Annotated in this window: 19 protein-coding genes; 11 read left to right on the plus strand and 8 right to left on the minus strand. The window is 68.0% G+C overall.

The features are described from left to right. Positions 1-2: 2 nt before the first annotated feature. The 5 genes from ML539_RS08560 (at position 3) to folK (ending at position 3,206) form a co-directional block, all read left to right on the plus strand. Positions 3-827, plus strand: a complete 825-nt coding sequence (locus ML539_RS08560; protein WP_243322541.1) for an Hsp33 family molecular chaperone HslO — start codon at positions 3-5, stop codon at positions 825-827. Beyond that, complete coding sequence (locus ML539_RS08565) at positions 824-1,543, plus strand: lysophospholipid acyltransferase family protein (protein WP_243322544.1); 720 nt, start codon at positions 824-826, stop codon at positions 1,541-1,543. Before ML539_RS08560 ends, ML539_RS08565 begins: the two co-directional genes overlap by 4 nt. Next, positions 1,536-2,234, plus strand: a complete 699-nt coding sequence (gene queC / locus ML539_RS08570; protein WP_243322546.1) for a 7-cyano-7-deazaguanine synthase QueC — start codon at positions 1,536-1,538, stop codon at positions 2,232-2,234. Before ML539_RS08565 ends, queC begins: the two co-directional genes overlap by 8 nt. A 56-nt stretch (positions 2,235-2,290) precedes the next feature. Continuing rightward, positions 2,291-2,650 (plus strand): preQ(1) synthase, encoded by a 360-nt coding sequence (gene queF, locus ML539_RS08575; protein ID WP_347710752.1) that lies wholly within the window; start codon positions 2,291-2,293, stop codon positions 2,648-2,650. Between the two features lie 76 nt (positions 2,651-2,726). Further along, a complete protein-coding gene (gene folK / locus ML539_RS08580; protein ID WP_243322549.1) occupies positions 2,727-3,206 on the plus strand; it encodes a 2-amino-4-hydroxy-6-hydroxymethyldihydropteridine diphosphokinase in 480 nt (159 codons plus the stop codon). Between the two features lie 79 nt (positions 3,207-3,285). On the opposite strand, the gene ML539_RS15490 is transcribed toward folK, so the two are convergent. The 4 genes from ML539_RS15490 to gmk all read right to left on the minus strand — a co-directional run bounded on the left by ML539_RS15490 (position 3,286) and on the right by gmk (position 8,855). After that, positions 3,286-5,313: a S9 family peptidase gene (locus ML539_RS15490; protein ID WP_279341571.1), complete on the minus strand. Its 2,028-nt coding sequence runs from the start codon at positions 5,311-5,313 to the stop codon at positions 3,286-3,288. 111 nt (positions 5,314-5,424) lie between these two features. Continuing rightward, positions 5,425-6,582, minus strand: a complete 1,158-nt coding sequence (locus tag ML539_RS08590) for an acyl-CoA dehydrogenase family protein (protein ID WP_243322551.1) — start codon at positions 6,580-6,582, stop codon at positions 5,425-5,427. A gap of 12 nt (positions 6,583-6,594) precedes the next feature. Next, positions 6,595-8,175 carry a S41 family peptidase gene (locus ML539_RS08595; RefSeq protein WP_243322554.1) on the minus strand — a complete coding sequence of 527 codons (1,581 nt, stop codon included), beginning with the start codon at positions 8,173-8,175 and terminating at the stop codon, positions 6,595-6,597. 65 nt (positions 8,176-8,240) lie between these two features. Continuing rightward, complete coding sequence (gene gmk, locus ML539_RS08600; protein WP_243322556.1) at positions 8,241-8,855, minus strand: guanylate kinase; 615 nt, start codon at positions 8,853-8,855, stop codon at positions 8,241-8,243. Between the two features lie 81 nt (positions 8,856-8,936). Between gmk and ML539_RS08605 the strand changes: the two genes are divergently transcribed. Further along, entirely contained in the window at positions 8,937-9,470 is a 534-nt protein-coding gene (locus ML539_RS08605) for a DUF1579 domain-containing protein (protein WP_243322558.1), read from the plus strand. A gap of 21 nt (positions 9,471-9,491) precedes the next feature. Here ML539_RS08605 and ML539_RS08610 read toward each other — a convergent pair whose 3' ends face one another. The 3 genes from ML539_RS08610 to ML539_RS08620 all read right to left on the minus strand — a co-directional run bounded on the left by ML539_RS08610 (position 9,492) and on the right by ML539_RS08620 (position 16,211). Further along, a complete protein-coding gene (locus ML539_RS08610; protein ID WP_243322560.1) occupies positions 9,492-12,506 on the minus strand; it encodes a PEP/pyruvate-binding domain-containing protein in 3,015 nt (1,004 codons plus the stop codon). A 94-nt stretch (positions 12,507-12,600) separates the two neighbouring features. Continuing rightward, positions 12,601-13,950 (minus strand): NADP-specific glutamate dehydrogenase, encoded by a 1,350-nt coding sequence (gene gdhA / locus ML539_RS08615; protein WP_243287336.1) that lies wholly within the window; start codon positions 13,948-13,950, stop codon positions 12,601-12,603. Positions 13,951-14,192: 242 nt separating this feature from the next. Further along, positions 14,193-16,211 (minus strand): molybdopterin oxidoreductase family protein, encoded by a 2,019-nt coding sequence (locus tag ML539_RS08620; protein ID WP_243322563.1) that lies wholly within the window; start codon positions 16,209-16,211, stop codon positions 14,193-14,195. A 140-nt stretch (positions 16,212-16,351) separates the two neighbouring features. On the opposite strand from ML539_RS08620, the gene ML539_RS08625 reads away from it, so the two are divergent. The 5 genes from ML539_RS08625 to ML539_RS08645 all read left to right on the plus strand — a co-directional run bounded on the left by ML539_RS08625 (position 16,352) and on the right by ML539_RS08645 (position 21,670). Further along, the gene (locus ML539_RS08625) at positions 16,352-17,635 is read left to right on the plus strand and encodes a 4Fe-4S dicluster domain-containing protein (RefSeq protein WP_243322565.1); all 1,284 of its coding nucleotides are present in this window, start codon (positions 16,352-16,354) and stop codon (positions 17,633-17,635) included. A 169-nt stretch (positions 17,636-17,804) separates the two neighbouring features. Next, positions 17,805-18,866, plus strand: a complete 1,062-nt coding sequence (locus ML539_RS08630) for an NAD(P)-dependent alcohol dehydrogenase (protein WP_243322567.1) — start codon at positions 17,805-17,807, stop codon at positions 18,864-18,866. A 24-nt stretch (positions 18,867-18,890) separates the two neighbouring features. Continuing rightward, entirely contained in the window at positions 18,891-19,886 is a 996-nt protein-coding gene (locus tag ML539_RS08635; protein ID WP_243322569.1) for an aldo/keto reductase, read from the plus strand. Positions 19,887-19,926: 40 nt separating this feature from the next. Beyond that, the gene (locus ML539_RS08640) at positions 19,927-20,691 is read left to right on the plus strand and encodes a carboxymuconolactone decarboxylase family protein (RefSeq protein ID WP_243322570.1); all 765 of its coding nucleotides are present in this window, start codon (positions 19,927-19,929) and stop codon (positions 20,689-20,691) included. A 16-nt stretch (positions 20,692-20,707) separates the two neighbouring features. After that, entirely contained in the window at positions 20,708-21,670 is a 963-nt protein-coding gene (locus ML539_RS08645; protein WP_243322572.1) for an AraC family transcriptional regulator, read from the plus strand. 86 nt (positions 21,671-21,756) lie between these two features. On the opposite strand, the gene ML539_RS08650 is transcribed toward ML539_RS08645, so the two are convergent. Then, a complete protein-coding gene (locus tag ML539_RS08650; protein WP_243322573.1) occupies positions 21,757-25,554 on the minus strand; it encodes a hypothetical protein in 3,798 nt (1,265 codons plus the stop codon). Positions 25,555-26,435: the final 881 nt, after the last annotated feature.

Here is a 26,435-nt window from a genome sequence, read left to right on the forward strand (position 1 = left end):
CGATGGCAGAGGTTCCCAAGGCCCGCGTGGTCAAGTCCCTCACCCGGGACCGCCACATCCGCCTGTCCTCGGTGGACGCCAGCCCCCTGTGGGACGGCGTCCGGCGGGGGCATCCGCATCTGGAGCCCGCGGCCTGCGGCTGCCTCACGGAACTGCTCACGTCCACCGCCCTGCTGCAGAGCCGCACGTTCTTCGCGGAGCGCCTGCAGCTGCTCGTGAAGGGATCCGGCCGGGCCAAGGCCGTGGTCTCGGACAGCTGGCCCGACGGCACCATCCGGGGCGTGCTCGACCCCGGGCCCGAGGACGTGTCGGCATGGATCCAGGGCCCCGGCGTCTTCCAAGTGATGCGCTCCAACGCCACGGGCCAGCCCTACGTGGGCCACCTCCCCGTGGTGGAGGGCGGCATCCAGGTGCAGGTGGAGCACTACCTCCAGCAGTCGGAGCAGATCCAGGCCAGCCTCACCCTCTGGTGCGACGCGGGCACGGGCGAGGCCGGGGGCCTGCTGGTGGAGCCCCTGCCGGACTGTCCGCCGGAGCGCCTCGCGCGCCTCGTCCAGGCGATCGAAGGCCTGGAGGTGGTGCCCCTCTGGGAGCGCACGCCAGACTTCCTGGCCGCGTGGGTGTCCCAGGGCGAAGGGGCCGACGAGCTGGCCGCCACCGACCTCTTCTACCGCTGCCGCTGCACCCGCGAGGCCCTGCTGGAGACCCTGCGCCGCTTCCCCGAGGACCAGAAAGAGGACCTTTTCAAGGAGCCGGGGGCCCTGGAAGTCCGCTGCGACTACTGCGGGACGATGTACCCCATCACCCGCGAGGACCTGCTGCCATGAAGACCCGCGTGGCCATCGCCGAGCGGGGCCGCCCCCTGGGCTCGCCCCTGTCCGTGTGGCTGAATTTCCGCGTGGTGCCCTTCCTGGTGGCCGGCCTCACCAAGCTCTGGTCCTACACCCTGCGGGTGCGCCGCGAGGGCTTCGGTCCCGTCGAGGATCTCGTGACCCGGGACCAGCGCATCATCCTGGCCTTCTGGCACCGCCGCCTCTTCATGATGCCCCTCTCGTACCCCTTCCACCGGCGGAATGCCCAGGGCGAGGCGCGGGGCGTGGCCATCCTCTCCAGCGACAGCAAGGACGGCGAGCGCAGCGCGGCCACCTGGCGCTGGTTCGGCATCCACGCCGTGCGCGGCACCGCCAGCGAAGACGGCGCCAAGGCCCTGGTGCGCATGATTCAGGCCGTGAAGCAGGGCTGGGACTTCGGCATCACCCCCGACGGCCCCCGGGGCCCGCTCATGCAGCTCAAGCCCGGCACCGTCGCCCTGGCCCGCAAGACCGGCGCCTGGATCATCCCCGTGAGCCTCGCCTACGATCACAGCTTCCAGCTGGGGACCTGGGACCGCATGGTGATCCCCTTTCCGTTCGCGACCTGCGTGATCCGGTACGGAGCGCCCTACCAGATCCCGCCGAAGGCGGACGATGGCGCGGAAGCCGTGCGCCTTCAAGGCGAGATGGATGGCCTGGAAGCGTGGGCGGAGGGATTCAGCCGTGACTAAGCTTGCCGTCGTCTCCCTGTCCGGCGGCATGGACAGCTGCGTCACCGCCGCCCTCGCCAGGGCCGAAGGTTTTGAGCTGGCGCTGCTCCATGCCGACTACGGCCAGCGCACCCAGGCGCGCGAGAAGCAGGCTTTCCGCGACATCGCGAGTTTCTACGGCGTCCCCGCCTCCCGCCGCCTCATCATCGGCTTCGATTCCCTGAAGGCCATCGGCGGCTCCGCCCTGACGGATCCCACCATCGCCCTGCCCGAGGGCGACCCAGAGCGCCAGGGCGTGCCCGTGAGCTACGTGCCCTTCCGCAACGCCCACCTGCTGGCCACCTGCGTGAGCTGGGCCGAGGTGCTGGGCGCCACGGCCATCTTCGTGGGCTTCGTGGAGGAGGACAGCAGCGGCTACCCCGACTGTCGCGAAGCCTTCCTGAGGAGCTTCGAGCAGACCGCCAACCTGGGCACGAAGCCTGAGACGCGCCTGGCCTTCCACGCGCCCCTGCTGCACCTGCGCAAGTCAGAGATCGTTCGGAAGGGTCTCGAGCTGCAGGCCCCGCTCCACCTCAGCTGGTCCTGCTACCAGAGCGAGGCCGAGGCCTGCGGCCACTGCGACTCCTGTCACCTGCGTCTGCGCGGGTTCAAGGAGGCCGGCGTGGCCGACCCCATCCCGTACGCCCACATTCCCGACCACCTGAAGGTATGACCATGGCCACGAAAAAGCCCTCCAAGCCCTCCCTGCCGAATCCGCTGCCGACGTTCGTGGTGACTCGCCCCACGGGGAAGCTGGACACCTTCGCCAGCCCGCGTCCGGGGCGGCCGTTCACGATCACCTTCGAGACAGAGGAGTTCACCTGCCTCTGTCCGCTCACGGGCCAGCCGGACTTCGCCAAGCTCCGCATCCTCTACCAGCCAGACCAGCTCTGCGTGGAGTCGAAGTCCCTCAAGCTCTACCTCTGGAGCTTCCGCGACCAGGGCGCCTTCCACGAAGCCGTCACCAACCAGATCCTCGACGACCTCGTGAAGGCCACGAAACCACAGTGGATGCGCGTGGAGGGCGACTTCCTCATTCGCGGGGGCATTCGCACGCTGGTGGTGGCAGAACACGGGAAAAAGAAATGAAACCGCGAAAGACGCGAAATGTTGCGAAAAGGGTGTGTCTTGCTTTCGCGCCTTTACACGTGATTTCGCGGGTCCCATGAAGGCCGTCATCGCCCTCGGCTCGAACCTCGGCGACCGCAGGGCGCACCTTACGGCCGGGCTGGCGGCCCTGCGGACGCTGGGGGTGGTGCTGCCTTCGCCGCTGGTGATGGAGACGCCAGACGAGTCGGGCCGGGGGCCCGCCTACCTCAACACCGTGGCCATCCTGGTGACGGAGGAGGCTGATCCTCGTCACCTGCTGGAGGCCCTGCTGCGCCTGGAGCTGGCCAACGGCCGGGACCGCAGCGCCGGAAAGAACGCACCCCGCACCCTGGACCTGGACCTCATCACCACGGACGGCCCGCCGGGGCGCTGGGCCTGGGAGGCGCCGGAGGACCTGCGGGCCCTCGGGCCTGAGCTGACCCTGGAGCTGCCCCACCCCCGCGCCTTCAGCCGTCCCTTCGTCCTCGAGCCCTGGCGGGCCCTGTCCGATCCGGGCGCGTGCGGTGGAGTCATTCCGAAAGAAAAAAAACCTTAACCGCAGAGGCCGCAGAGATCGCAGAGAGAGGAATGCCTTCTCTGCGCCCTTTGCGGCCTCTGCGGTTAACCAGTCTTTTCTACTTCGTCCAGCGCTCGCACCAGCCGAGGACGGTCTCGTACCAGAGCTTGCTGTTCTGGGGCTTGAGGACGAAGTGGAACTCGTCGGGGAAGTAGAGCAGCTCGCTGGGGACGCCGCGAAGCTGGAGGGTGTTGAAGAGCTGGAAGGCCTCGCCCACGGGCACGCGATAGTCCAGCTCGCCGTGGACGACGAGCATGGGCTTCTTGAAGCTGGCGGCGGCGCTGCTGGGGCTCTGGGACTGCCAGCGGGCCTTGGTTTCGGCGCTCTCCCAGGGCCAGCCCTTGAACTCCCAGCGGGGGAACCACAGCTCCTCGCTGCCCACCTGCATGCTCTCGGTGTTGAAGATGCCCGCATGGGTCACGAAGGCGGCGAAGCGGTCGGCCTCGTGCCCGGCCAGCCAGTTGGTGGCGTAGCCGCCGTAGCTGCCACCGCAGGCCACCACGCGCTTGGGGTCGGCGTTGGGGAACTGCTTGAGGACGGCGTCCAGGGTGGTCATGAGGTCCTTCATCACCGCGCCGTTCCAGTCGCCGCTGATGGCGTCGCAGTAGGCCTGGCCGAAGCCCGTCGACCCGCGGGGGTTGGGCAGCACGGTGATGAAGCCGCGACCGGCCCAGGCCTGCGCGTTCCAGCGGGGGTGCCAGCTGTCGGCCCAGGCGCCCTGGGGCCCGCCGTGGATGACGAAGGCCACGGGATAGGACTTCTTCGGATCAAAGCCCACGGGCTTCACGACGAAGGCGTGGGCCTTGGTGGGCTTCCCGTCCACGGGCAGGGTGTCCACCCAGAGGTCCTCGCCGGGGTTGAGGCTCAGCTCCCTGGCCAGGGCCTCGTTGTGGTGGGAGGCGCGGGCGACAGTCCCCGTCTTCAGGTCCAGGGCGTAGAGGTCCTGGGGCGTGGCGAGGCTGGTGGAGACCAGCACGGCGTGGTCCTTCGCCGCGGCGGAGCCGCTCGGGGGCAGCGCGAAGCCCTCGACGTGCAGGCCCTTGCTGAGGCGCTGGAGGCCCTGGTCGTTCCAGCGGAAGAGGTCCGCGTGGCCCTGCTGGTCGCTGACGGCCACCAGGTCCTGGCCCTGCCACTGGAAGTCGCCGAAGCTCTGGTCGAAGGCCTGGGTGGTGCGCACGACCTTTCCGGCCGTGCGATCGAACACCCACAGCTCGAACTTGTCGGATTCGAAGCCCGGCCGGCGCTGGGCGCGCCAGGCGAGGGCCTTGCCGTCCGGCGAGTAGCGGGGCGTGGTGTCCATGGCCGGGTTGTCGGAGAGCTTCTTGGCGGGGCCGCCGGAGAGGGCCACCTCGTAGATCTCGCCGTTGGTGCTGGTGGCCTTGGTCTGTTCGGGGTGGGTCTCGAAGGCCAGGGCCTTGCTGTCGGGGGCCCAGTCGAAGCCGTCCCCGGCCGCCACGTCGGCGAAGTTGGGCACGTCCGTGGTGAGGCCCGCGGTGAGATCCCGCGGCGCGGTACTGCCGTCGGCGGGCACCACGAAGAGGTGGCTCACCTGCTGGTCGTCCTTCCACTCGTTCCAGTGGCGGTACATGAGGTGGGTGATGACGCGGGCCTTGACCTTGCTCTCCTCCTGGCGCTTCAGGTAGGCCGCGTTCTCAGCCTCGTTCCCCGAGGGCACGGTGGTGGAGAGGAAGGCGATCCACTTGCCGTCGGGGCTCCACACCTGGCCTTCGGCGCCGCCGCTCAGCTTCGTGAGCTGGCGCTTCTCATGGGTGCCGAGGTCCACGACCCAGATCTGGCCGCCGGACTGGTAGGCCAGCTTCTTCCCGTCCGGACTGAAACGGGGCCGGGTCTGGCTGCCGGCGCCCAGGTCCAGGGCCTTCGCCTCGCCGCCGGCGGGCTTGTACCAGACGTGGGTGGTGCTCTTGTTGGCGGCGACGTCCGGGGCGCCCACCTGGTAGGCCAGGGCTCCCGTGACGGAGAGCTGGGGATCGGTGACACGCTTGACCTTGAACAGGTCGTCCACCTGGAGGGGGCGGGCGGCCAGGAGGGGCAGGCCTGCGGCGAGGAGGAGGAGCTGGGCCTTCATGGGGACTCCGGGATTAGACGTGGTGGCCGGGCTTCGCCCGGACACCGCGTGGGGGTGCACGAGGGGGGACGCAGAGGACGCGAAGCGGCCGGGCGGTCCCCCTTGTTCATGTCAGTATTCAGAGAGGAGGTGACGGGCGATGACGGTGCGCTGGATCTCGCTGGTGCCTTCGCCGATGGTGCAGAGCTTCACGTCCCGGTAGTACTTCTCCACCGGGTAGTCCTTGATGTAGCCGTAGCCGCCGAGGATCTGCACGGCCTGGTCCGCCACGCGGCAGGCCACTTCCGAGCTGTAGAGCTTGGCCATGCTGGCGGCTTTGGCGTAGGGCAGGCCGGCGTCCTTCAGGCCCGCGGCGCGGTAGATGAGCAGGCGGGCCGCCTCGATCTCCATGCCCATGTCCGCCAGCTTGAACTGGATGCCCTGGTGGTCCGCCAGGGGGCGGCCGAAGGTGTGACGGATCTTGCTGTAGCGCAGGGCCTCCTCGAAGGCGCCCTGGGCCATGCCGAGGCCCAGGGCCCCGATGCTGATGCGGCCGCCGTCGAGGGTCTTCATGGCCTGCTTGAAGCCCACGCCCTCCTCGCCCAGGAGGTTGGCCTCAGGCACCTTCACATCCTCCAGGATCAGCTCGGAGGTGTCGCTGGCCCGGAGGCCCAGCTTGTTCTCCTGCTTGCCGGCCCGGAAGCCGTTCATGCCCTTCTCAAGCACGAAGGCGCTGATGCCGTCGGCGCTGCTGCGGCCCGGAAGCGAGGGCCGGGTGCGGGCCATGACCACGAAGATGTCGCCCACGGTGCCGTGGGTGATGAAGGTCTTGGTGCCGTTCAGGACGTAGTGCGAGCCCTCCTTCTTGGCGGAGGTGCGCAGCGAGCCCGCGTCGCTGCCCGATCCCGGCTCCGTGAGCCCCCAGGCGCCGATGGCCTTGCCGCTGGCCAGGGGCTTCAGGTAGGCCTGCCTCTGGCGCTCGTCGCCCATGGCGTAGATGTGGTTGCTGCAGAGGCTGTTGTGGGCGGCCACGGTGATGCCCACGGAGCCGTCCACCCGGGAGAGCTCCTCCACCACCACCGCGTACTCCTGGTAGCCCATGCCGGCGCCGCCGTACTCCTCGGGGAAGATGACGCCCATCATGCCCATCTCGCCCAGCTGCTTCACCACGCCCATGGGGAAGGTCTTGGCCTCGTCCCAGGCCATGACGTGCGGGCGGATCTCCTTTTCGGCGAACCGGCGCACTTCCTGGCGCAGGGCCTCAACGTGCTCGGGGAGCGTGACATCCATGGGAGCCTCGATTCAGCGGAGGGTGGCTGTGCTGGGGGCGGGGGCGCGGCTCAGGAGCTGCTTCTTGCGTAGCAGAGCCTCGGCCTCCGGCATCACTTCCAGGCCCTTGAGGATCACCGGATCCTTCTCGCACTGGAGCTTGAAGCCGGCTTCCACGCCGAAGGCGACGTTCTGCATTTCGATGGAGAGCTGCTCCCGGATGGCCTCCAGGTGGGTCTCCCAGTCCTTGTCGCTGATGGTGAGCTTCTGTTCCTGGGCCCAGGCACGGAACCGCGCCATCACGGCGTCGTCGGCGCGCTCGCCGGGCCGGATGCCGAAGCGCTCCTTCTCCTGCACGGCATACCGGAAGAAGGCGGAGTACCGGAAGCGGAGGTTGATCATGAACTCGTCGAGGCGGACGAGGGGCATGGGGTAGTCGGGATTGATGCCGCCTCCGCCGTAGACCGTGCGGCCCAGGTCGGTCTTGAAAGCCGGGCCCTGGGGCTTGGGGTCCTTCTCGTCCTCGGGGTTGTAGTAGTCGTCCAGGCCATGGGTGTAGTCCCGCTGGATGCTGCGGCCCGAGGGGGTGTAGTAGCGGGCGGTGGTCAGGGCCAGACCCCGGGAGCGGTTGATGGGCAGCACGCTCTGGACGAGCCCCTTGCCCCAGCTGGTCTGGCCGACGACGACCCCGCGGTCGTGGTCCTGGACGGCGCCGGTGACGATCTCGCTGGCGCTGGCCGATCCGCGGTTGATGAGGACCACCAGGGGGAAGGGGTCGAGCTGCGCGCCCTTCCTGGTGCGGGTCTGGTTCTCGTCCCGGCCGTCCCGGCCCTTCTGGCTCACGATGAGCTGGTCGGGGCCCAGGAGCTGGCGGCAGATCCCGATGGCCGAATCCAGGACGCCACCGCCATTGCCGCGGAGGTCGAGGATGAGCTGCTTCATGCCCTGCTTCTTCAGGGAGGACACGGCCTTCTCGAACTCGTCCGAGGTGGTCTCGCCGAAGTCCTTGATGAGGATGAAGCCCGTCGTGGGGTTGAGCATGAAGCTGTAGTAGACGCTGTTGGTGGGGACCTCGGCACGGGGGATGGAGAAGCGCAGCAGGTCGGCGATGCCCGAGCGCTGCACGGCGATCTCCACCAGGGTGCCCTTCTCGCCGCGCAGCTTCTGGAGGGCGGCGTTGGAGGTCATGCCCTCGGTGCTCGTGCCGTCGATCTCCTTGATGATGTCGCCGGACCGGACGCCCAGGCGCTCAGCCGGGCCGCCCTTCATGGGGCTGATGATGGCGATGCCCTGGTCGTGCTGCTGGATGATGGCGCCGATGCCGAAGAAGGAGCCCTTCTGCTCTTCGCGCAGCAGGCGGAACTCGCTCTCGTCCATGTAGTTCGAGTGGGGGTCCAGGGTGTGGAGCATGCCCTGGATGGTGGCGTGGGTGATCTGGCGGGGGGTGGGCGGCTCGGGGCTCTGCTTCTGCACCAGGTCCATGACCTCGGTGAGGGTGTCCAGGCCCCGCTGGCGGGCGCTCTCGGCGCCGGACCGGGCCAGCAGGGGGCCCGCCACGGCGACCGTGGCGGCCACCACCATCCACATCCAATTGCGCTTGATGAAACGGGCCATGAGGCTCCCGGGGAGTGTCCCTCCAGGATACGCCCCGCCCGCAGGGAGGACGAAGCGCGGTTTTATCAGAACCCCTCGAGGATCCGCCGGGCCGTGGGGGCCATGCGCTCCCGGCTGGCCCGGGCGGCGTGGACGATGCCCTCGAACTGCTGGTAGGCGAGTTCAAGGTCGTCATTGAGGATCAGGTAGTCGTAGGCGGGATACAGCTCCAGCTCGTGGCGGGCATGCTCCATGCGGATGCGGATCTGCTCGTCCGAGTCCTTGCCTCGGCTGCGCAGCCGCTGCTCCAGGGAGGCGGCGGAGGGAGGCAGGATGAAGATCATCCGCGCTTCGGGCATGGCGTGGCGCACGTTCAGGGCGCCGGTGGTCTCGATGTCGAGCAGCACGTCGCGCCCGGTATCCAGTACCTCCTCCAGCCAGGCGCGGCCCGTGCCGTACCGGTGGCCGTAGACCTGCACCCACTCCACGAAGCCGCCTTCCGCCACCATGGCATCGAACCGGGCGTCGTCGATGAAGAAGTAGTCCCGGCCGTCCACCTCGCCGGGCCGGGGCTTCCGGGTGGTGAAGGAGATGGAGAAGATCAGGTCCGGGACGCTCTGCACCAGCCGCTGGGTCAGCGTGGACTTGCCCGCGCCCGACGGCGCGGAGACCACGAACACGTTGCCGGGATGCTGGATCAAGGGCCCCTCCTTCCCCCACTTTAGCGGAAGCCGGGCTGGCGCCGGGTTCCGGCGGGGGTAGCATGGGCGTCTGGAGGTTCCATGCGCGCCCTGATCCTCTCGCTCGGCTGTGTTCTGGCCCTGTCCGCCCAGGAAAGCCCCCTTCCCAAGCCCACGGCCCATCACCTGGCCATGAAGGAGCAGGCCGGCACCTGGATCGCCGTGGCGAAGATGTACATGGACCCGTCCAAGCCGCCCGTGGTGTCCAAGGGGACGGAGACCAACACGCTCGTGTCGGGCGGCCTGTGGCTGAAGTCGGAGATGCGCGCCGAGATGATGGGCCAGGCCTTCGAGGGGCACGGCCTCTTCGGCTACGACACCCACCAGAACGCCCACGTGGGCAGCTGGGTGGACAACGGCGGCACCTGGATGGCCGTCAGCAAGGGCACCTGCACCAAGGACTGCCGGGAGATGACCCTCTACTTCGAGGGCTACGACGAGGCCGGGAAGCCCCTCACCTTCAAGGAGGTCCACACCCAGCCGGACCACGACCACCGCTTCGCGTCGATGTTCGTGAAGGGCAAGGACGGTGCCTTCGTGAAGCTCATGGAGATGGAGTACACCCGGGCGAAGTAGGCGCGACGCTCCTCGACGTTTCTACTGGAACTCCTCCGGCTCCTCGGGCGCGGGTTTCGGCGCGCGCTTGAAGATGGCCGAGGCGCTGCGCCGGCCGTCCATGACGATGTGGACGGGCTCGTCCAGCCGCGTGTGCACCAGGCAGCCCGAGCGCCAGACCTCTGGCTGGCGGCGCAGCCAGTCCCAGTCGAGCAGGCTCGTGCCCCGGGGGTAGGGCACCGTGAAGTAGCCGATGTTCAGGGACGTCACGTTGTGGAAGAAGTGCGAGCCCAGCGAGGCGTCGGCCTGGAAGTTCTCCATGGCGTACTCCACGATCACCTGGGCGCAGGAGATCATGGACCACACGATGGGGATGCCCAGGTGGCGGTCGTTGCTGCCCCAGCGCCCGGGGCCCAGCAGGACGTACTTCCCGCCCTCGGTGCGGAAGCGGTCGTTGAGTTTCTCGATCTCCGCCGCCAGGGCGGGCGTCTCGAATTTGTCGAAGCCCTCAGGGTCCACCCACACGACGTCCCGCAGGCCCTCCACGATGCCGTTCCCCACGCACTTCTCGGAGAAGAGGAAGAGGTCCGCCGGGTCGAGGTCCGCCGGGGACAGGTTCACGTCCCCCGTCTCCATGAGCTGGTGCTTGATCTGGAGGAGGGTGAAGGTGGGCTTGCCGTTGTGCGGATCGGGGTCGAGGTTCACGGCGAACTCGAGCTCCACGGGCGTCTCCATGGCCCCGCGGATCAGCTCCAGCAGCCGCTGGAGGATCGGAGCCAGGGGGAACTGGTCGTACTTGAGGATGTTGCGGAAGTTCACGATGCGGGGCCCCGGGCGGTCGAGGCCGTCCTGGATGCGGTCGTCGTTCCAGTCCCAGACGGAGGCGCAGTGCTGCAGGGCCCCATCCGCCTCCGCCTCCTGGATGTCGAGGCTGAGCAGGGTGGCGTCCTCCCCGGCGTAGAGGTCCACGGAGGTGCGGCTCATGTCCAGGGCGTAGAAGCGCTTCTGGGTGGTGCGCAGCTGCTCCTTGGGGGGCAGCATGTCCATCTCGGGATAGGGCGGCGCGAAGCAGTAGGCCTTCTCACCCTCCACCACGTACTTGCCGAGCCCCACGGCGATGCTGGCGATGCCGTCCTGAGGCAGCGTGTAGGCCACCGGGTAGTAGTTGAAGGACTGGGCCACGCCGGAGATGTGCGGGTAGAAGCGGCTGCCGAAGCGGCGTCCCGAGACCTCCTGGATGAGGATGGCCATCTGCTCTTCCTCGATCTTGTAGTCGATGGCCTGGAAGTAGGCGCGGGAGGCCTTCGAATAGACCGAGGCGTAGACCAGCTTGATGGCCTCCATGAGCTGGACCTCGCGCACGGCGGGATCGGCGTCGTTGTTGGGCAGGAAGAAGGTGCTGTAGAGGCCCGCGAAGGGATGGGAGAGGCTGTCCTCCAGCAGGCCCGAGGAACGGACAGCCAGGGGCACCTTGGCGTGCTTGGTGAGGAAGAGCCGCAGCTTGCCGATCAGCTCCGGCGACAGCGAGCCCATGAGGAAGCGCCGCTTGATCGCGTCGTCGTCGGCGTCGCTCTGGACCATCTGCCTCAGGCCGTTCCGGTGGATGAAGCCGGTGAACTCCTCCGTGCCGATGATGGCGGAGCGCGGGATCCGGATGTTCGCGCCGGGGATCAGGCTCTCCAGGTCCAGCCGGGAGAGCAGGGAGTGGGTGAAGGCCACGCCCCGCGCCTTGCCGCCCATGGAGCCAGAGCCCAGGCGGAGGATGTTGGGCTCGTCCCGGGGCGTGGATTCCGTGAGGGGGATCACCTTGCCCAGGGTTCGCATGCGCTGCACGTAGTCGCCCACGTCGATGAGGAAGGTCCGCATGTCCTCCGGGTCCCGGTAGTCGGAGATGCGGAAGCGGGCCAGGACCTTGGCGACCTGGACCTCGCCGCGGGCCATGATCCAGGAGGAGAAGTGGTTGCGCAGGGCGTGGTAGACCAGGGACTCGGCGGGCACGGTGCGCAGCTTTTCCCGCAGGTCCTCCATGTCCGTGGCCCGGGCGATCTCCTCGCCGGCCTGGTTCCGGAAGATGAAGTCGCCGAAGCCCAGGCGCTCGTAGAAGAAGCTCGAGAGCTCCGCGCCCAGGGTGAACGAGTTCTTGTTGAGGAAGCCGCTGCCCAGGGCCGTGGCCCAGGATTCCTTCAGGGGATCCGAGGACTGGAGCAGGGTCGGCAGGTCCGGGATCCGCTCCTTCAGGGCCCGTATCAGCTTGATGCCGGCCTCGCGGTCGAGGGTGCCGTCCTTGGGGAACTTGCGGTCCGAGATGACGCAGAGCAGGCAGTCCTGGAACTGGTCGCAGAAGGCCATGGCCTCCTCGTACGAGGTGGCCAGGATCACCTTGGGGCGGACGCGCATGGACAGCGTGCGCGTCATGCGGTCCATGTTCTGTTCCTTGGCCAGGCGCGTGGTCTGCTTGAGGATCTCGCTGTAGAGGATGGGCAGGTACCGCGAGTAGTAGCGGATGCTGTCCTCCACCAGGAGGATCACGCGGGTGAGGCCCACCTTGGTGTCGTTGAGGACGTTGGCCCGGTCCTCCATGAACTTCACCATGGCCATGAAGATCTCGGGGTTCCCGTTCCACACGAAGATCTGGTCGTAGTGGCGCAGCAGCTCCTGGCGCCGACGATCCATGACGCCCACTTCCACATTGTCGTTGAGCAGCAGGTAGATGGGGATCCGCGGGGCGGCCTTCCGCAGGGCGCGTGACAGCTCCACATGGCCGCCCTGGCCCAGGCGGCTCATGACGATGATGATGTCGAAGTGGCGGCTGGCGCAGCGATCCAGGGCCTCGTCCACGGTGGACACGTTGGTCACCCGGGGCGGGTTGCTCATGTTGAGCTGGTAGTAGCCGTCGAAGAGGATCTCGGTCAGCAGGCCGTCCTGCTCCAGCGTGAAGGCGTCGAAGGCCGGGGCCACCAGGAGGATCTCCCGGGTGCGCAGAGGCATGAGCTCATGGAAGATCTCCTTGTCCGTCGCGTACTTGTGGAAGATCTCGTTGAAGTCGCGGCTGATCATCGGGGCCCCGGCGATTTCAGGCAGTGTAGCGATCTGCGAAGAAAAGGGGGGCCGCAGTCGGCCCCCCTTTTCTTCGGACGGAAAGGATCGGGAACTACACAAGGCCCTGGTCGATCATGGAGTCGGCCACCTTGATGAAGCCGGCGATGTTGGCGCCGTTCACGTAGTTGCCGGGGGTGCCGAAGCGGGCGGCCGCGTCGGCGCAGGACTTATGGATGTTGATCATGATCTGGTGCAGGCGGGCGTCCACCTCTTCGGCGGTCCAGCCCAGGCGCATGGAGTTCTGGCTCATCTCCAGGCCCGAAGTGGCCACGCCGCCGGCGTTGGAGGCCTTGCCGGGGGAGAAGAGGATCTTGCCGGTGTTGGCCTGGAAGAACTCCACGGCATCCAGCGTGCTGGGCATGTTGGCGCCCTCGATGACGGCCATGCAGCCGTTGGCCATCAGGTTCTTGGCCTCGTCGAGGTTCAGCTCGTTCTGGATGGCGCAGGGCAGGGCCACGTCCACCTTCTGCTCCCAGGGGCGCTTGCCGGCGTGGAACTGGGCGGTCTTGAACTTCTGGGCGTAGGGGGCCACGGACATGCGGTCGATGCGCAGCATCTCGGTCATGTACTCGATCTTCTCGCCGGAGATGCCGTCGGGATCGTAGATGTAGCCGTCGGGACCGGAGATGGTGACGACCTTGGCGCCCAGCTGGGTGGCCTTGGTGACGGCGCCCCAGGCCACGTTGCCGAAGCCGGAGACGGCCACCTTCTTCCCGCCGATGGACTCGCCCTTGGTCTTCAGCGCCTCCTCCGCGAAGTAGACCACGCCGTAGCCCGTGGCTTCGGGACGGATGAGGCTGCCGCCCCAGTACTGGCCCTTGCCCGTGAGCACGCCGGTGAACTCGTTCCGCAGCTTCTTGTACATGCCGAACATGTAGCCGACCTCGCGGCCGCCCACGCCGATGTCACCGGCCGGCACGTCCGTGTCGGCACCGATGTGGCGGAAGAGCTCCATCATGAAGGACTGGCAGAAGCGCATCACCTCCGCGTCGGACTTGCCGTTGGGGTCGAAGTTGGAGCCGCCCTTGCCGCCGCCCATGGGCAGGCCCGTGAGGCTGTTCTTGAAGATCTGCTCGAAGCCCAGGAACTTCAGGGTGTCGAGGGTGACGTTGGGATGGAAGCGGATGCCGCCCTTGTAGGGCCCGATGGCGCTGCTGAACTGCACGCGCCAGCCCGGATTGACGCGGATCTGGCCCTTGTCGTCCACCCAGGGCACGCGGAAGCCGATGGCGCGTTCGGGCTCGATCAGCCGCTCCAGGATGGCGTTCTTCTTGTACTTGGGCTCCTTCTCGAGGACCGGGGCCAGGGAGTGGAGGATTTCGGTGGCAGCCTGGATGAACAGGCTCTCCCAGGGGGCCTTCTTCTTGAGGCCCTCAAGGACTTCATTGACGTACTGGCTCATGGTTCCTCCGGGAAGGAAGGGGGTGTGGAGGCGGAAGCGGGGCTCCGGCCGGGAAAAGCATTCGTGCTGAGATCCCGCGGGGCCGTCCCGAGGCGTCCGCGGCGCGATGCAGGGGCAAAAACAGGACGACATGACTCTAGCCGCACGGGCTGCCCCGAGGGAGGGCGGAGTATCAAGAGGTGATGCGAAGCACTAAAAGAGGGCCATTTGCCTGGGGCATCGGGCATTTTGTTGACGATTCGTTAAAAGGGCCGACCCGCCCGCAGGTCCACCCGGTTGTCGTAGAACGTGCTGCCGCCGCCGCGGTCCGTGAGGCGCTGGGAGGTCAGGGCGTTCACGGTGCGGTCGCCGGGAGCGTGGCGGCGCCACCACACCCCTTCCGCCACCGCCACGCCCACGGGCACCTTGTCCGTCACCTCCAGGGTGAAGGCCACCTCGCCCAGGCCGTTGAACGCGGTCACCGGACCGCCGTCCGCCAGGCCCCGGGCCGCGGCCTCGGCGGGGTTCACCCGGAGGGCCATCCGGCCCATGCGCCGCCGCAGGTCCTCCCGCTCGTGGAAGGTGGAGTTGAGCCCCTGCACGGCAGGCGCCGTGACGAGCTGGAGCGGATGCGGGTCGGCATCGCTGTGGGGCGGCAGGAAGCGGGGCAGGGGTTCCGGGTCACGGGGGTTGAGGACCTCCACCTTGCCGCTGGGCGTGCCGAACTGGAGCGCCTGCCGGTGAGGGTCCAGCTCCACGGCGAAGCCCTCGGCGAGCCGGCCTGCGTCCACGCCCGCCTTCCAGGGATGGGGCTCGGCCAGGAGGGCGTCGATGAGGTCGTCCGCGGATTGGGAGAACACCTCCTCCGTGAAGCCCATGGCCCGGGCCAGGGCCTGGAACACCTCGAGGTTCGAGCGGCTCTCCCCCACGGGCGGCACCACGGGGCGCGCGCGCTGGATGGCGTAGTGCCCGAAGGCGCGGTAGAGGTCGCTGTGTTCCAGGGAGGTGGTAGCGGGCAGGACGAGGTCGGCGAACAGGGCCGTGTCCGTCATGAACCGCTCGTGCACCACGGTGAAGAGGTCCTCGCGGCCGAGGCCCTTCAGCACGGCGTTCTGGTCCGGCGCCACCACGGCGGGATTCGAGTGGTAGACGTAGAGCGAGGCCACCGGCGGGTCCTGCAGCTCGTTCAGGGCGCGACCCAGCTGGTTCATGTTGAGGGTGCGGACGGGGCGGGGCAGCAGGTCTTCGCGCTCGATGAGGCGCATGGGGAAGATGCCCCCGGTGCTGGTGGAGGCGAAGGCGCCGCCGCCGGGCTTGGCGTAGGCCCCCACGAAGGCGGGCAGGCAGGCCAGCGTGCGCAGGGTCATGGCCCCGTTGCCGTAGCGGGAGATCCCGTTCCCCGGGCGCAGGTGCGGATCGCGGGCGCGGCCGTAGGCCTCCGCCAGCTCGCGGACCGTGGCTGCGGGCACGCCGGTGATCGCCTCCACCCGCTCCGGCGGATAGTCCGGGAGGATGCGTTCCCGCAGCTCGGCGGCGCCCTGGACGTGGGCCGCGAGGAAGGCCTCGTCGCAGAGCTTCATCCGGTCCAGCAGGTGGAGGATTCCCAGGGCCAGGGCGCCGTCCGTGCCCGGGCGCACCAGCACCACGCGGTCGCAGAGGGGCGCGGTGGCGTGGGCGTAGGTGTCGATGAGCCAGACCTGCGCGCCCTTCCGCTTGGCCTCGCGCACGGCATGGAGGCCGTGGACGTTGGTGGCCGCGGCGTTGATGCCCCAGAGCAGGATGAGGTCGCTGGCGGCGCAGGCGTCCGGGTGGGGCGCGGGCGTGCCGCCCATCACCAGGGCCCAACCCTCGTTCTTGGCCGGCGAGCAGATGGTGCGGTCCAGCCTCGAGGCGCCCAGCCGATGGAAGAAGGCGTGCCCGGCATTGCGCTGGATCAGGCCCATGGTGCCCGCGTACGAGTAGGGCAGGATGGCTTCGGCGCCGTGCGCGGTGATGATCCCCCGCCAGCGGTCCGTGATCTCCCCGATGGCCTCCTCCCAGGAGACGGGCGCGAACGCGCCCTCCCCCTTCCGGCCGGTGCGCCGCAGCGGTGTGGTGAGCCGCTCGGGATGGTGCACCGTGTCCTGGTAGCGGTTCATCTTGGGGCAGAGGGCCCCGCGGGTGAACGGGTGTTCGGGATCGCCCGCCACGGCCACGGCGCGGCCATCCTCCACCGTGATCAGGAGGCCGCAAGCATCCGGGCAGTCGTAGGGGCAGACGGAACGATGGAGGCTGGACGGCATGGGCACCCCCGGCGGAAGGCTCCATTGTCACCATTTCTGGAGAGAATCCCAGCCCCGCCTGGACCTGGGGTCAGCGGTTTTATTCCCTGAGACGGACGATCCGGCCGGCTCCGGGACTATCCTGGGGGCGGGAACCCCCCATGGCCCACGCCACCCTCCGCCCCGGCCACGGCGCCTACGCGCGCTTCGCGGCCCGCTTGAACCGCTTCCCCCAGGGCGCGCCGCCCTCGGAGCGCCTCTTCCAGATCCTCCGCCTCCTGGTGAGCGAGGAGGAGGCCGGCCTGCTGGCCCAGGTGCCGATCCGCCCCTTCACGGCCCGACGCGCCGCGGCGATCTGGAAGCTCCCGGAGGCGCGGGCCCGCGCGATCCTGGAGACCCTGGCCGGGCGCGCCATGCTGCTGGACTGGGAGCAGGACGGCGAGACGCGCTACGTGGTGCCGCCGCCCATGGCCGGTTTCTTCGAGTTCTCCATGATGCGGGTGCGGGGCGATGCGGACCAGGCGGCCCTGGCGGAGCTCTTCCACCAGTACCTGAACGTGGAGGAGGACTTCCTCCGGGCCCTGTTCGCGAACGGCGAGACGCAGCTGGGGCGGGTCTTCGTGGACGAGACGGCGCTCCCCCGGGAGGACGCCCTCGTGGTGCTCGACCACGAGCGGGCCAGCGAGGTGGTGCGCACGGCGGGGGCCATCGGCATCGGCGCCTGCTACTGCCGGCACAAGATGGCCCGCCTGGGTCGGGCCTGCGACGCGCCCATGGAGATCTGCATGACCTTCGGCACCTGCGCGGATTCCCTGACGCGCCACCAGGTGGCGCGGCGCGTGGAGGCCGCGGAGTGCCTCGACCTGCTCGATCAGGCCCGTGAGCGGGGCCTGGTGCAGTTCGGCGAGAACGTGCGCGAGCAGGTGAGCTTCATCTGCAACTGCTGCGGCTGCTGCTGCGAGGCCATGGTCGCGGCCCGCCGCTTTGCGTTCATGAAACCCGTCCACACCACGAACTTCCTCCCGGAGCTGGAGGAGGCGCGGTGCACCGGCTGCGGGAAGTGCGTCGGCGCTTGCCCTGTGGAGGCGCTCGCCCTCGTCTCGGCCCACGATCCCCGCCGTCCCGCCGCCCGGCGGGCGCGGCTGGACGAGGACCGCTGCCTGGGCTGCGGCGTGTGCGTGCGGACCTGCGCTCCGGCGGCGATCCGGCTCAGGCCCCGCAAGGCCCGCGTGCTGACCCCGGCGAACACCGCCCACCGCACCGTGGTGATGGCCCTCGAGCGCGGTCAGCTGGCGGAGCTCCTGGTGGACGGGCAATCCACCCACGGGCACCGGGCCGTGGCCGCCATCCTCGGCGCCGTTCTCAAGCTCCCGCCCCTCCAGCGGGCCCTCGCCTCCAGGCAGGTCAAGTCGCGCTACCTGGATCGCCTGATGGCGGGGCGGTGAGGGTCGGACAACCGATCCCGGAGGATTGGGCTAGAAGTTCGGAGCATCAGGCAAGTCGGCCGGCCGCCCGCTTCCTAGACTTGCCCATGCCGTCCCCGAACCAGGCGGCCCCGCATAAGAAAGTCCGCGGGCAGGGTGGACGACCCTCGCCCCTGGCATGGAGGAATGCATGACTCTGAACGTTCTCGGCTACGCCGCCCAGTCCCCCACCTCGGACCTGGCGCCCTTTCCCTTCGAGCGCCGTGATCCCCGGCCCGATGACGTGGTGATCGACATCCTGTACTGCGGGGTGTGCCACTCGGACCTGCACACGGCCCGCAACGACTGGGGCTGGACCACGTACCCCATCGTCCCCGGCCACGAGATCATTGGTCGCGTGCGCGAAGTGGGCGCCGCCGTCACCCGATTCAAGGCCGGCGACGCCGTCGGCGTGGGCTGCCTGGTGGACTCCTGCCGCCACTGCCAGCCCTGCGAGCACGGCGAAGAGCAGTACTGCCAGAACGGCTTCACCGGCACCTACGGCGGCACGGACCGCCACGACGGCCGGCCCACCCAGGGCGGCTACTCGGACCAGATCGTGGTCTCCGACCGCTTCGTGCTGAAGGTGCCGGACAGCCTGGACCTCCGGGGCGCCGCGCCCCTCCTCTGCGCCGGCATCACCACCTGGTCGCCCCTGCGGCACTGGAGGGTGGGGAAGGGCAGCCAGGTGGCCGTGGTGGGCCTGGGCGGCCTGGGCCACATGGGCCTGAAGCTGGCCAAGGCCCTGGGCGCCGAGGTGACCCTCTTCACGCGATCCAAAGGCAAGGAGGCCGACGCCCGGCGCCTGGGCGCCGACCGCGTGGTGCTGTCCACCGATGCCGCCCAGATGGCGTCGGTCGCGGGCCGCTTCGACCTCATCGTCGACACCGTGCCCTACGTCCACGACCTGAACCCCTACGTTCCGACCCTCGCCACGAACGGTGCCCTCGTGCTGGTGGGCTACCTGGGCGGGCTGGAACCCATGCTCAACACCGTGCCCATGGTCCTCGGCCGCAAGTCCGTGGCTGGCTCCCTCATCGGCGGCATCCCGGAAACCCAGGAGCTCCTGGATTTCTGCGGCGAGCACGGCATCACCTCGGACGTGGAAGTGATCCGCATGCAGGACATCAACGGGGCCTATGAGCGCCTGCTGAAGAGCGACGTGAAGTACCGCTTCGTCATCGACATGGCCTCGCTGAAGACGAAGGCCTGAACCCGCCCCACAAGGAGAATTCACATGAAGATGCGAACACTCGGCACCAGCGGCCTGAATGTCTCCGCCCTCGGCCTGGGCTGCATGGGCCTGAGCTTCGGCCTCGGCCCCGCCGTCGACAAGCAGGAAGGCATCGCCCTCATCCGGGCCGCCGTGGAGCGCGGCGTCACCTTCTTCGACACGGCCGAGGTCTACGGACCCTGGATCAACGAGGAACTGGTGGGGGAGGCCCTGGCCCCCTTCAAGGGCCGGGTGGCCATCGCCACCAAGTTCGGCTTCGCCATCGACCAGGTCACGGGCCAGAACCCAGGCGGCCTGAACAGCCGGCCCGAGCGCATCCGGGCCGTGGCCGAGGCCTCCCTGAAGCGCCTGCGCGTCGACGCCATTGACCTCTTCTACCAGCACCGCGTGGACCCCGAGGTGCCCATCGAGGACGTGGCCGGCACGGTCAAGGAGCTCATCCAGGAGGGCAAGGTCCGGCACTTCGGCCTCTCCGAAGCCGGCGCCGCCACCATCCGCAAGGCCCACGCTGTGCAGCCCGTGACCGCCCTCCAGAGCGAGTACTCCTTGTTCTGGCGGGAGCCGGAAGCGGAGATCATCCCCACGCTGGAAGCACTGGGCATCGGCTTCGTGCCCTTCAGCCCCCTCGGCAAGGGCTTCCTCACGGGCAAGATCGACGAGACCACCACCTTCGATCCCACGGACTTCCGCAGCATCGTTCCGCGGTTCACGCCGGAAGCGCGCAAGGCGAACCTCGCCCTGGTGGAGGTGTTGAAGGCCCTGGCGACCGCGAAGGGAGTGACCCCGGCCCAGCTCGCCCTCGCCTGGCTGCTGGCCCAGAAGCCCTGGATCGTACCGATTCCGGGCACGACCAAGCTGCATCGGCTGGAGGAGAACCTGGGGGGCGCCGCCCTCGAACTCAAGGCTGAAGACCTGAAGGCCATCGAGAGCGCCGCCTCCCAGGTCGAGCTCCAGGGCGCCCGGTACCCGGAGCACCTGCAGAAGCTGGTGGGCCGCTGATGGGCCTGCGACTGGCATCCCTGCGGACAAGGAGGATGTGATGGCCCTTTCAGAAGCCGCTGAGCGGAACCACGCGCGCTGGTTTCCGGGCCACGTATCCACGCTGAAGGTCACGGATCCGGAATTCATCGAGCTGTTCGACGGCTTCGCCTTCGACGAGGTGGATGCCCAGGTCCACCTGGACGACCGGACCCGCCTGATGGTCATCCTGGCGGCCTTGATCGCGGGACAGGCGCTAGGGGAATACAAGATCATGCTCCGGGCCGCCCTGACCGTGGGGGTGACGCCGGCTGAGGTGAAGGAGATCGTCTACCAGGCGGTGCCGTACTGCGGCATCGCCGTGGTCTTCGACTTCCTCCACGCCACCAACGAGATCCTCGCGGGCGCCGGGGTGCAGCTGCCGCTGGAAGGCCAGTCCACGACCACGCGGGAGACGCGGATGGAACGTGGGGTGGCGCTGCAGAAGGCGATCTTCGGCGAGGCGATCGACCGCATGCGCGAGGCCGCGCCGGTCGATCAGCGCCACATTCAGGATCACCTCTCCGCCAATTGCTTCGGGGACTACTACACCCGAACGGGATTGGACCTGCGCCTGAGGGAGCTGCTCACCTTCTCGATGTTGCTCGCGCAGCGCGGCTGCGAGGCCCAGGTGAAGGGGCACATCCGGGGCAACCTCCAGGTCGGCAACGATCGGGCCACCCTGCTGGGCGTCATCACGCAGCTGCTGCCCTACCTCGGCTACCCGAGGACCCTCAATGCCCTGCAGGCCCTGAATGAGGTCCTGCCCGCCTCCGGATTGGCCTGAAAGGAGACAATGGTCCATGGCCCGCCTCCCAAAGCCACCCTCCTCCGACAGCCTCGAACCGGAGCCCCTTCGGCCGGACCTGGCCCGGCTCGCGGATCTGCTGAAGGCGCTCGCCCCCTACGACGGCACCTTCGAGCTGCGGCTTCCGGGGGTGCATGTCTCCCGGGCCTCCCGGGCCCACGCGGACTTCCACCACGCCGTGCAGAGGCCGGCGCTCTGCCTGGTGGCCCAGGGCGCGAAGCGGGTGCTGCTGGGGCAGGAGCTCTACGAGTACGACGCCTCGCGGGTGCTGGTCTATTCCGTGGATGTCCCCGTGTCGGCCCAGGTCACGCAAGCCAGCCTGGACGCGCCCTACCTTGGCCTCCGGATCGACCTGGATCCGGCGCGGATCGCCGACCTGACGGCCAAGGTCTACCCCCTCGGCCTGCCCCGTCGGGGCGAGGGCCGGGCGGTCTGCGTGGATCAGCTGGACGTGCCGGTGATCAACGCGGTGGTGCGGCTGATGGAGCTGGCCTCCCGGCCGGACGAGGCGGACCTCCTGGCCCCCCTCGTCCTCGACGAGATCCTCATCCGGCTCCTGCGGAGCCCGCTGGGGCCCCGGGTGGCCCTGATCGGCCAGGAGGAGAGCCAGCTCCACCGCGTCGCCAAGGCCGTGTCCTGGGTCCGCGCCCACTTCGACCAGCCCCTGGACGTGGAGCGTCTGGCCACCCTGGTGCACATGAGCCCCTCCTCCTTCCACCAGCACTTCAAGGCCGTCACCGCCATGAGCCCCCTGCAGTACCAGAAGGCCATCCGCCTCCAGGAGGCGCGGCGCCTCATGCTGCTCGCCCGCCTGGACGCGGGCACCGCCGGTCGCCGCGTGGGCTACCAGAGCCCCTCCCAGTTCGCCCGGGAGTACGGGCGATACTTCGGCCATGCGCCCACCAAGGATGTGGCGCGGCTGCGGGAGCAGGCGGAGGGGCTGGGGCCGGGAGACTGAACCGCCGGTAGGTGGCGGGGCGGTTGTTGACGATGAGGCTGCACAGCCTTGTGACCGGGGCCCAGCCGGATGGCCGCGGGGTTGCGTCAAGGCCCCAGGGGAGCGGTGAACTGGAGCACCTGACCTGAATCCGTGACCAACAGATCGCCGTCGGCGTTCACGACAATGTCCTGGGGGCGGTACAGGCCGGCATGTGCGGGGGAACCGGCCCGCGTCCCCGGCTGGGACGGATTCCCGAGCAGGGTGCTCACTTGGCCGTCCGGCGTGACCAGGCGGATGGCCGCGTTTTCGGTGTCCGCGACGAATATGTTTCCCTTCGAATCCACCGCCACGCCACCGGGCGAACGGAAGCGGGCCTCGGAGGCCGGCCCATCGACCCAACCTGCCCCCGCACCCCCGGCGACCGTGGACACCACACCCTCGGGCGTCATTCTCCGGATGGCATGGCTCCCCTGATCCACGATGATCAGGTCGCCGCTGGGATGGAGGGTGATCCCGCGCAGCGCCTTGAATCGCGCGGAGGAGCCTGTGCCATCCACATGGCCGTAGCGGCCGCCGGCGAGGGTCACCACCATGCCGCCCGGGGTGACCTTCCGGACATACAGTTCCGCGATGGTGTAGTCCCCCTCCGAGACGGTGTCCAGGAAGTAGAGGGTCCCCTGCCGATCCCCCACGATGCCCCGGATCTCTCCGGTCCTCGCGTCTTGAAGTCCGCCATCCCGGATGCCACTCATCAGGGAGAAATGGGTGATCGCCGTGGTGAGGCCCGTGGCCGGGTCGAACCGCCGGAGGTCATTCAGGCTGCTGAAGTAGAGTCTTCCGGCGGTGTCACAGTAGATCGGCGCTTTGTAGAGACCGGACACCATCGTTCCGAGGGGGACGTCCGTGGACTGGCCCGACCGTGTCACTTGGCGGACTTTCCCCAACCATCCGTCCGCCACGAATACCGTCCGGTTGGGACCGAGTGCAAGTCCAGACGGCGTGGCAAAGACATCCGGGGCCACAGGGTCGGCCTGATCAGGGTAGGGGCGGATGAGCCCGGCCAGCGACACGGGGGCCGAACCCGGGGAGATCCTGACCAGCTCGGCGCCCATCCCCTCATGGGACGCCCAGAGGTCGCCCTGCGGCGTCACCGTGACACTCGTGTAGTACCCGCTCCCATAGACGCTGCCCTGGCTCTGGGCCAGAGAGCGTGCTTGGAATGCCTCATCCAGCGTGTAGACGCCGGTCGAGCAGGCGAGGTACACGTCGCCCGCGGCCGAGGCGGCCAGCCCCATCAGGGCGCCGAAAGGCTTGCCGGACTGAGGGTCTCCGGGAGCGATCGTGGGCCACCGTTCGATGGCCACCCCATCGGTGCCAACCTCATACAGCCAGCCCATGCCGCTCAGGACGATCAACCGGCCATCCGGCTTGACCCCGAGGGCCCTCGGGTAGGTCACCCCGGAGGCCGCCACGGAAACCACGCCGGATGGCGAGACCCGGAGCACCTGGTTCGAGTCTTGAAGGGGAACCAGGAGGTTGCCTGTGAGGTCGAAGGTCATGTCGCCCCGTCCGCCCGATCCGCAGACACCCAGGATCTGAAGGGTGGTGACCTGACCGGAAGCATCCATCTGCTTCAGCTTGACCTGCCCCTGGAGGGTGCCGGGAACCGGAACTTCATCCAGGATGTACAGCAGGCCGTTCTGGGTGAGCGCCAGTCCTGCCACCTTGGAGAACCGGGCGGAGGCCGCCGGCCCATCCGCGTCGCCCACCGCGCCGTAGCCCCCGCACAGCGTCGTTACCTGACCGTCTGGAGTGACCTGCCGGATGACCGGGTCGAATTCTTCGGCGAAGATCAGGGTTCCGTCGGCCCGCACGGTCATGGGCCCTGGATGGCTCATGCGGGCTTCACTGCCCTTGCCATCCAGCGCACCCTGCCCACCCGGCCAACCCGCGAGGCCGTCCAGCCCGCGCGCGGCGGTGCTCACGGAAGCCGTGGCCTTGGCGCCGCCGGTCTCCGCGGTCAACAAGAAGGACTGTCGTCGCGTGGGGACTTGCTGCAAGGCTGAACGGCCCAGGACATCCAGCGGCCCCGCCAGGCCCAGGTCATCCTGAAGCGTCAAGCCGGTCAAAGGCCACTGCGTGAGCCAGGCCAGGGAGGTGGTCTGGCCGAAATCCACCACCGGAGGCACCGCGCTGAACGCTGAGATCGCGGTGCCTGGATCCTCCACGGAGACGGTGGTTTCCGCCGCCAGGGTCACCCCGAGGTCATTTGCGACGCTCAGCCGGTAGGTGGTGGTGGCGGAAGGCGCCACGGCCAGAGGAATCCCCGAGGTGACCGTCCACCCGCCGGGATCCACCCGCCCGGTGCCTCCGGAAAACCAGGGTGACAGCGACACGGGCTGCCCGGCACGGGTGATGGACGAAGAGGCCGAGAAGCCTCCGATGACCGGGTCGGGAATCAGCCCGAGGACAGCGGATCGGGTGACACCCGACTGCTCCTGACCGTACAGGGCGTTGGTCACCTGGCAGACGTAGTTCCCGGCTTCGGCCTCGGTCATGAAGGAGACATCGAGATTCCGGGTGGTGGCCCATGGGATGGGCACGCCGTTCCGGGCCCACTGGTAGGTCAGCGTGCCGTTGCCGGAGGCCTCCAGGCTCAGCTGGGCGGCCCGGTACTGGCCCACCCTCTGATCCTGAGGCTGAGTGAGGATCGCGGGGGCGGACGGCAGATCCCGACTGCCCTCGGGAGGGACCTGGAATTCGAGCAGGTTCCCGACGGCGTCCCAGGAATAGTTGTTGTTCGAGAGCCACAGCCGGCCCTGTGACCAGACCAGGGTTCCCGGATAGACCCACCCTTCGCCGCCGCCCGCGGTGTAGCTGAAGCTGTAGAGCTTGGCGGTTCCTGATTCTGGGAAGCACACCAGCCTCCCACCGTACCCTGCCACCCAGATCCTGCCCTTGTCGTCGAGCGCCATGAGCCGCTGGGCTCCATTGGGCCCTCGGTAGGGAGAGAAATCGCTCGGCCAGACCCGCTGGCTGAACTCGCCCGTGGGTGACAAGCGGACTAAGCCGGAGGTGTGATCGAACACGACGCCGCCCTGGGCATCCAGGAGGAGCTGGGTGGACTCATTTAGCCTGGCATCCGCATAACGCGTGACCCCCCCGGTGTTCAGATCGATCCGAGTGATGTCGTGGTGGAAGTAGCTCAAAATCCAGGCGGCGTTGCGCGCCGGATCCACTACCAATCCGGAGTAGGGGAAGGCCACGCTCCGGGCCTCGTCATCCGGACCCCATGGACGGAACAGCATGGGGGTGACGGCATGGGTGTCCACATTGACCTTGAGGAGGTTGGCCCCCATCGCCGCGACCGCCGGATCGGTGGTTTGTCCACGGTGACCTTCGGCCACGACGTAGAGGTTGCCCCGCCCATCGGACGCCGTGGAGTTGGCCCAGCCGTAGTACCCCCCGAGCGGCACTTGGACCATGGCGCCGTTCACGAGCGTTTCCGCCATGGGCCAGGTTCCCCCTCCGACGGCCCACAGACCCTTCTCGTAGACCAGCCAGCGGCCGGTGGTCCTGGGCCCGAAGGGCGTTTCGCCGGTCGCGGGGTTGAAGGTCTGGACACTGCCATTGTTGATGAAGAAGAGCTGCCCGCTGCCGGCCGCCAGCTCCCACGTGGAGGGAACGACGGTGTCGTTCCAGCTTGCCCCCTTGTACGGGTGCGGGATCGGATAGACCGCTACGGGGGCCGCAAGGGGTTGGGGCGGGGGAGGGGGCGTGTCCCCTCCGCCCGAGGTGCTTCCGGCGGGTGCCGAGCCACCGCCACCGCCGCAGGAGATGAGACCTGCAAGCAGCACCGCACCTGCGATCTGACGCCACGCGAGGGAATGGTTCGAGTCCATGGGGCACCTGAATGAAAACCGCCGCCGCAGGCACCGGATTGCGGGAAGACCACAGATGGATTCAAGCGGGGAAGAGTTGGGGTCCAACCTTTGCATGATCGCGTCCAGAGCGATAGGCCTGCTCATTCCTGGAAGTGTCCTGAGATGGGTTCCATTAAATTTACAGCCATCACCAGTCGAGGCACCAGATTTACACATCATCCATTCCACCTAAAAAAGGTGTGTCGTGAATGAAAAACTGTCCGATCCAGGAAGCATAATCTGTCCACATGGAGCCGATTTCACCCCCTTTTGAGGGTCAAAAATCGACCGAACAGATCCGGTGTTGGAACCAAAATTTGTCCGATCGTGCAAAGTCGGAAGCATAAGCTGTCTGGTTGTGCATAAACATCATAAACTGAATTATTATTCAAATTGAGAGCGAGCTTTCTTGGTGTAGTGGTGAGATAAAGTGAAATGCCTGACCCGAAGGCTTAATCCACCTTAGCTTCGTGCTGAAAGATATCTCCCAGCCGGGTTCTCGTAGCTGAGTAGCTGATGCTGCTGGATGAGTGCACCAGTACCCACACCTCAAGCGATGCATCCCGAAGGGCTTGACCCCGGCAGAATGCAGTTTCGACAACCTGGTCACATTGGTCGGGCCATGCACAAGGCCGGGATTCCGATGGTGGCCGGTACAGAAGGCAGAGGTCTTGAGCTGATTCGTGAGCTTGAGCTCTATGCGCAGACTGGCTTCACTCCCGCGGAGGCTTTCGCATCGGCCACAACTGTTTCAGTTCGCCTTGTTGGAGCTGGCCGGAAGACTGGATTCATTCAGGGCAGGACGGCTGCGGATCTGGTGTTAATCCAAGGGGACCCTCAAGGCCGTTGGGGATCTACGC

This window comes from Geothrix sp. SG200 (genome assembly GCF_022808935.1).
Classification (GTDB): domain Bacteria; phylum Acidobacteriota; class Holophagae; order Holophagales; family Holophagaceae; genus Geothrix; species Geothrix alkalitolerans.

Bases quoted from the DNA above. Each gene is read 5' to 3' on its own strand.
- ML539_RS08560 (WP_243322541.1), top strand. From the start codon at position 3: ATGGCAGAGGTTCCCAAGGCCCGCGTGGTCAAGTCCCTCACCCGGGAC.
- ML539_RS08565 (WP_243322544.1), top strand. From the start codon at position 824: ATGAAGACCCGCGTGGCCATCGCCGAGCGGGGCCGCCCCCTGGGCTCG.
- folK (WP_243322549.1), top strand. From the start codon at position 2,727: ATGAAGGCCGTCATCGCCCTCGGCTCGAACCTCGGCGACCGCAGGGCG.
- ML539_RS15490 (WP_279341571.1), bottom strand. From the start codon at position 5,313: ATGAAGGCCCAGCTCCTCCTCCTCGCCGCAGGCCTGCCCCTCCTGGCC.
- ML539_RS08590 (WP_243322551.1), bottom strand. From the start codon at position 6,582: ATGGATGTCACGCTCCCCGAGCACGTTGAGGCCCTGCGCCAGGAAGTG.
- ML539_RS08595 (WP_243322554.1), bottom strand. From the start codon at position 8,175: ATGGCCCGTTTCATCAAGCGCAATTGGATGTGGATGGTGGTGGCCGCC.
- ML539_RS08605 (WP_243322558.1), top strand. From the start codon at position 8,937: ATGCGCGCCCTGATCCTCTCGCTCGGCTGTGTTCTGGCCCTGTCCGCC.
- ML539_RS08610 (WP_243322560.1), bottom strand. From the start codon at position 12,506: ATGATCAGCCGCGACTTCAACGAGATCTTCCACAAGTACGCGACGGAC.
- gdhA (WP_243287336.1), bottom strand. From the start codon at position 13,950: ATGAGCCAGTACGTCAATGAAGTCCTTGAGGGCCTCAAGAAGAAGGCC.
- ML539_RS08620 (WP_243322563.1), bottom strand. From the start codon at position 16,211: ATGCCGTCCAGCCTCCATCGTTCCGTCTGCCCCTACGACTGCCCGGAT.
- ML539_RS08625 (WP_243322565.1), top strand. From the start codon at position 16,352: ATGGCCCACGCCACCCTCCGCCCCGGCCACGGCGCCTACGCGCGCTTC.
- ML539_RS08630 (WP_243322567.1), top strand. From the start codon at position 17,805: ATGACTCTGAACGTTCTCGGCTACGCCGCCCAGTCCCCCACCTCGGAC.
- ML539_RS08635 (WP_243322569.1), top strand. From the start codon at position 18,891: ATGAAGATGCGAACACTCGGCACCAGCGGCCTGAATGTCTCCGCCCTC.
- ML539_RS08640 (WP_243322570.1), top strand. From the start codon at position 19,927: ATGGCCCTTTCAGAAGCCGCTGAGCGGAACCACGCGCGCTGGTTTCCG.
- ML539_RS08645 (WP_243322572.1), top strand. From the start codon at position 20,708: ATGGCCCGCCTCCCAAAGCCACCCTCCTCCGACAGCCTCGAACCGGAG.
- ML539_RS08650 (WP_243322573.1), bottom strand. From the start codon at position 25,554: ATGGACTCGAACCATTCCCTCGCGTGGCGTCAGATCGCAGGTGCGGTG.